Here is a 4,688-nt window from a genome sequence, read left to right on the forward strand (position 1 = left end):
CTTGGGCAGCGTCGTCATAGTCGGCGACCGCCTGGACTTTCAGGGCCGCCATCTTCGCCTCCCCGCGGGCCACGGCAGCCAGCGTCTGCAGGGCGAGCTCGGACCTCCGATGCAGCGGGTCAGCACACGGATCCGGGGCTTCGACAGCCTCACGGAGCACCACAGCAAGCGCAGCGAAGGACACCGAAAGGGCCTCCGCCGTCTCTACAGCCGCTCTGCTATCCATACTCAAATCATCCCCGGGGGGTGTGACAATAACGGCGAGGCTGAAGGGCTATGTGCATAACTCTGATCACCCGAACCTCAAGGTTGCCATCCGAACCGACAGCGGCGACGCTGCACGGCCCATCGTGTCCTCGGACGCTGGCGTGGGCATAGATGTCCCTTGCACCATCCGGGGGCTGAATGCCTGCCGTTTTGTGGATGGGAGGTATGCTCCGGTAACCTATTCAGGTTGGTGACGTGTCCGAGCGGCCGAAGGTGCAACACTCGAAATGTTGTTTGGTGTCAAAGCCAACGTGGGTTCAAATCCCACCGTCACCGCCAATTGGCAAGGCCCCTGCTTCCCTTGATAAAACAAAGGGAAGCGGGGGTTTTGTTTTGCCGCAAACTTGGCCCCTTGATTTGTTGAGGTGGCCGTGCATCGTGCAGCGCCGAACCTGAAGCAGGTCGGCGATGCGTTGGACAGTATGGTCGCCGGCGCACGTACGGCTGCTGGCGGCCGCCCCGTCGCGGGGCGGCCGCCAGTTTCAGTGCCCCTGCGGGCGTTAGTGCTCGGTACCTGCCGCAGCAGCCTTCTTGGCGCTCTTCTCGGCGTCCTTTTCGGCGCGCAGCGCCTCCGCCTCGTGCTGTTCCTCGGCTTTTTCCTGGTGGATGACCTCTGCCAGGAGCTTCTCCATCTCCTTGGCCACGCCAGCGGCTGAGGCCGGGTTCTGGCCGGTCACCAGCCGGTCGTCGACCACCACCATTTCCTCAAAGACACCAGCGGAGACATGGGTGGCACCCTGTTCCTCAAGCCGGTCTGCCAGAAAGAACGGGATGACCTTGTCCTTCCCTGCGGCAACCTCCTCGTCGTTGGTGAAGGCAGCGACCTTCCTGCCCTCGACCAGCCGAAAGCCGTTGGCCAACTCGACGTTCAGCAGTCCGGCCGGCCCGTGACAGACAGCGCCCACCACGCCGCCGGCGTTGTAGACGCTGGCTACGAGGTTCTGCAAGCCTTCGCTGTCCGGGAAGTCCCACATGGTGCCGTGCCCTCCCACGAGGAAGACGGCGTCGTACTGGTCGGGATCAACGACGTCGACGCGGGCAGTGTTGTAGAGACCGGCGCGCGTGGTCTCGTCCTCCGTGAAGGCGACCTGGATGGGATCTTTTGAGTCCACCTCGTCGCGCGGGGGCTGGCCGCCCTGGATGGACGCGAAGTCGACGAAATGCCCTGAATCCTTGAAGACCTTCCAGGGATGTGCAGCCTCGGCCACGTTATACCCGGTCTTTTCTCCGGTATCGCCGATCTCGGAAACGCTAGTCAGTACCATGAGGATTTTCTTCATGAAGTGCTCCTTCCGTCTGACTTCCACCCTACGCCTAGCCACATTCGGGCCCTCCCTGCCCGTCTTGGACGATGGGAGGGTCGTCGGCGGACAGCTCCTCCGTCAGAGCTTGTCCGTCCTGTCATCGCCCTTGTGCCCGCCGCGCAGGTTTTCCTGGACCTTGCCGAAGAGGTCCTTGATGGTGGACTCGGTATTGGTGAGCATGTCCGGCTGCAGGTAGACGTGCTGACTGCCCGGGAGGCTGTAGCTGGACTGCAGGCCGCCACTTCCTTCGACGCCCTGCAGTGCGATGGTCACGCCGCCTTCCTTGCGCGCAATGGCCGCGATTTTTCCGAACACCAGCGTGAATTCGTCTGGCTCAAAACTGACGGTCTGACCCACGTGGGTCCTGTTGAGTTCGCTGGCCGGGGTGGCTTTTTCGTTGCCAGTTCCTGAGTAGTTCATCATGTGCTCCCTGACGTGGTTGGCGACTTACGCCAGCAGTCTAGCCCCGCCCCAATGTCGCGGTACATGGCCCTACTGGATGCCTGCACAAACGGGTGCGGCAACCGTGGTCACATCCTCCATTGAGCAGACCAGCGCCCTTCGGGTTGGATGAATTGGACCGGCATACCTGACCGGCACCCGATCTTTAAGGACCAACCGTGACTTCGATGACGAATCGCGCCAATGGGCGGACGCAGACTCTTCCAGGTCTGCGAAGACCTCGAAATCCCCTGGAGCCAGCCGTGACCGAAACCTGCCCCGACGACTGCCATTACTGCTCAGGCCCGGAGACAGACTGAACCCAGCCACAGGTTGGGCAGCGGCCGCCAGCCCTGCGAGACTGGTCCTGAAGCCGACGTCGATCTGCCAGGAGCCACCGCATGACTCTCAAGAACAGCACTTCAGCCAGCTCAAACCGCATCACCGAGTTGTTCGGCACGGGCGTTCCGGTGGTGCTGGGCCCCTTCGGTGGCGTCTCTTCCGTGGAGCTGACAGCAGCCGTGAGCGACGGCGGCGGGCTGGGTTCCTACGGCCTCTACGGTTACGGTGCCGACGCCATTCGGAACACAGCTGCCGAGCTCAAGAAGGCAACGGCGAAGCCGTTCGCCCTCAACCTCTGGATTCCCACCGGCGACGAAACCACTTCGCTCCCCCAGCCGGATTTCGACCACTACGTCGGGACCCTGAAGACGTACTTTGACGAACTGGGCCTGCCGCTTCCGCTCATGCCGGACCGCTACCTGCCCGACTACGACGAGCAGGTGGAGGCAACCCTGGAGGCGGGTCCCGCCGTCGTCAGCTTTGTGTTCGGTGTGCCCGCGCCGGAACTGGTTGAGGCGGCGCACCGGCGTGGAATCGTGGTGGTGGGAACTGCCACCACAGTCGCGGAAGCCGTTGCCCTGGAAGCAGGCGGCGTGGATGCCGTGGTTGCCAGCGGCATGGAATCCGGCGGCCACCGCGTCTCGTTCCTGAAGCCCGCGGAGGAGTCCCTGATCGGAACCTTCGCATTGGTTCCGCAGGTGGTTGACGCCATCGGAATTCCGGTCATCGCCGCCGGCGGCATTGCGGACCGCCGCGGCTACGCTGCTGCACGAGCCCTCGGCGCCGACGCGGTCCAGGTGGGCTCGGCGTTCCTGGCCACCCGCGAATCCGCGGCCGTGCCTGCCTACCGGGCCATCCTCCACAGCCCGGCCGCGCGGGAAACAGTGCTGACACGAGCCCTCAGCGGACGGCTTGCCCGCGGCATCCCCAACCGCATCATCGCCGAACTGTCAGAGGCCAAACTGGTGGCGGGTGGACTCTCGGAAGCCGGAATAGCCCCGTTCCCCGTCCAGAACTGGCTCACCGGCCGCTTCCGCCCACAGGCAGCCGCCCGTGGAAACACGGAGCTTATGTCGCTGTGGGCGGGGCAGGCCACACCGCTGATCCGGCATGACTCCGCCGCTGATGTCCTGTCGGAACTGCTAGCCGGCGGGTCGGCTTTGTAAGCTCGATACATCCGCGGTTATCCCAGCCATCGAATGTGGGACGATCGCCCGTTGACACCGGAGGCAATCCTTGACCAAAAAGACCGGCAAATCCAAGAGCAGAAACAAGGACCGGCGGCACCTCAAGGCGGTACCTTCGGCCCCCAAGATGCCGCTGCAGCTGGTCCTGAACCATCGGGTGATTGATTCGATGGCTCTTGACTTCATTCAATGGCATGCGACGGAAGACCCTGATCCTGCCGGCGCCTTCGAGTGCCTCGAACTGGTCAAGCTCTTCCTCACGGCCCAGCACGCCATCCACGGTTCGAGTTCGGCCACCGCTATCGACAGTGAAGGCGTGGAGCAAGCGGCCGGCGCCATTGCGGCGTCGTTGGACCCCGACGACATGGATGAGGCCTTCGACGACATCTACTTCGCCCTTCACTCGTACATCCATTTCCTGAAAGGGACCGGCCGATGGACCGGCACGGACGCCGACTTCGAGGAACTCCATTCAGCGCTCGGGACCGGCATCGCGGCGGCAGTCCCGCAACTGCCGGTTATCCAGGTACCTGACCTCACCGACGACCACCAGGAGGCTGCCTTCAGTGCCATGCCGCTGATCCAACATGCCACCTCCCTGCTGGACTGGATCGGAACCGGCAAGGAAATCACCAGCACGGGTGCCCTGCGGCTTAAGGACATCGAGCCGGCAGCCGCAGCCGTAGGAGTACATGCCCGCGGAAAGCGGGCCGCGAGCCGGACCCTCCCACTTTTCGATCTGGAAACTGCCGAGAGCCGGCCCAAAACGTTGCTGGAAGTCGGAACCATGCACGACGTACCGGTGCTCCGCGAGATCTGGTCAGCCCTGGTGGGGGCAAACCTGATCAGGCTCGGATCCACCAAAGCCGTTCCCGGCCCGGAAGTGGCCGCCTGGAACAGCACGAATACTAAGGAACGGCTGGACATCCGCCGGATGCTGTCGGTGGTCCTTTTGGTCGGAGTGCTCACCGACGAGGACCAGGTGTGGGACCAGGAAGCGGTAGCCGGGACACTGCTGGCCGTCCTCACCTATGGCACCACCGATGAACCGATGCCCGTGGCGGAACTCGAACGGATGGCGTCGCCGGACCTTGAGGGCGCCTTGCTTCAGGACATAGACCTTGAAGACACGGAACTCGAAGAAACG

4 protein-coding genes, 1 tRNA gene and 1 pseudogene are annotated in these 4,688 nt (G+C 63.4%); 3 read left to right on the forward strand and 3 right to left on the reverse strand.

Features of this window, described 5'->3' with window-relative positions; genetic code table 11:
- Positions 1 to 226: pseudogene (locus V6M49_RS10235) on the reverse strand (HNH endonuclease signature motif containing protein); the annotation flags it as partial.
- 230 nt (positions 227 to 456) lie between these two features.
- On the opposite strand from V6M49_RS10235, the gene V6M49_RS10240 reads away from it, so the two are divergent.
- Positions 457 to 546 (forward strand) — tRNA-Ser (locus tag V6M49_RS10240).
- Positions 547 to 767: 221 nt separating this feature from the next.
- Here the strand turns inward: V6M49_RS10240 and V6M49_RS10245 are convergent.
- Positions 768 to 1,547, reverse strand: coding sequence for a type 1 glutamine amidotransferase domain-containing protein (locus V6M49_RS10245; protein ID WP_141139404.1), 780 nt, complete (start codon positions 1,545 to 1,547; stop codon positions 768 to 770).
- Positions 1,548 to 1,649: 102 nt separating this feature from the next.
- Positions 1,650 to 1,994, reverse strand: coding sequence for a hypothetical protein (locus V6M49_RS10250; protein WP_308292696.1), 345 nt, complete (start codon positions 1,992 to 1,994; stop codon positions 1,650 to 1,652).
- Between the two features lie 419 nt (positions 1,995 to 2,413).
- On the opposite strand from V6M49_RS10250, the gene V6M49_RS10255 reads away from it, so the two are divergent.
- Together V6M49_RS10255 and V6M49_RS10260 are read left to right on the forward strand one after the other, a co-directional pair.
- Positions 2,414 to 3,520 carry an NAD(P)H-dependent flavin oxidoreductase gene (locus V6M49_RS10255; protein WP_332761042.1) on the forward strand — a complete coding sequence of 369 codons (1,107 nt, stop codon included), beginning with the start codon at positions 2,414 to 2,416 and terminating at the stop codon, positions 3,518 to 3,520.
- Between the two features lie 70 nt (positions 3,521 to 3,590).
- Positions 3,591 to 4,688: hypothetical protein (locus tag V6M49_RS10260; protein WP_332761043.1), on the forward strand; the 1,098-nt coding region annotated here is incomplete at its 3' end.

It is taken from the genome of Pseudarthrobacter sp., assembly GCF_036675385.1.
Taxonomy (GTDB): domain Bacteria; phylum Actinomycetota; class Actinomycetes; order Actinomycetales; family Micrococcaceae; genus Arthrobacter.

Excerpts from the sequence above, each read along its gene's own strand:
- V6M49_RS10245 (WP_141139404.1), bottom strand. The coding sequence starts at position 1,547 with ATGAAGAAAATCCTCATGGTACTGACTAGCGTTTCCGAGATCGGCGAT.
- V6M49_RS10250 (WP_308292696.1), bottom strand. The coding sequence starts at position 1,994 with ATGATGAACTACTCAGGAACTGGCAACGAAAAAGCCACCCCGGCCAGC.
- V6M49_RS10255 (WP_332761042.1), top strand. The coding sequence starts at position 2,414 with ATGACTCTCAAGAACAGCACTTCAGCCAGCTCAAACCGCATCACCGAG.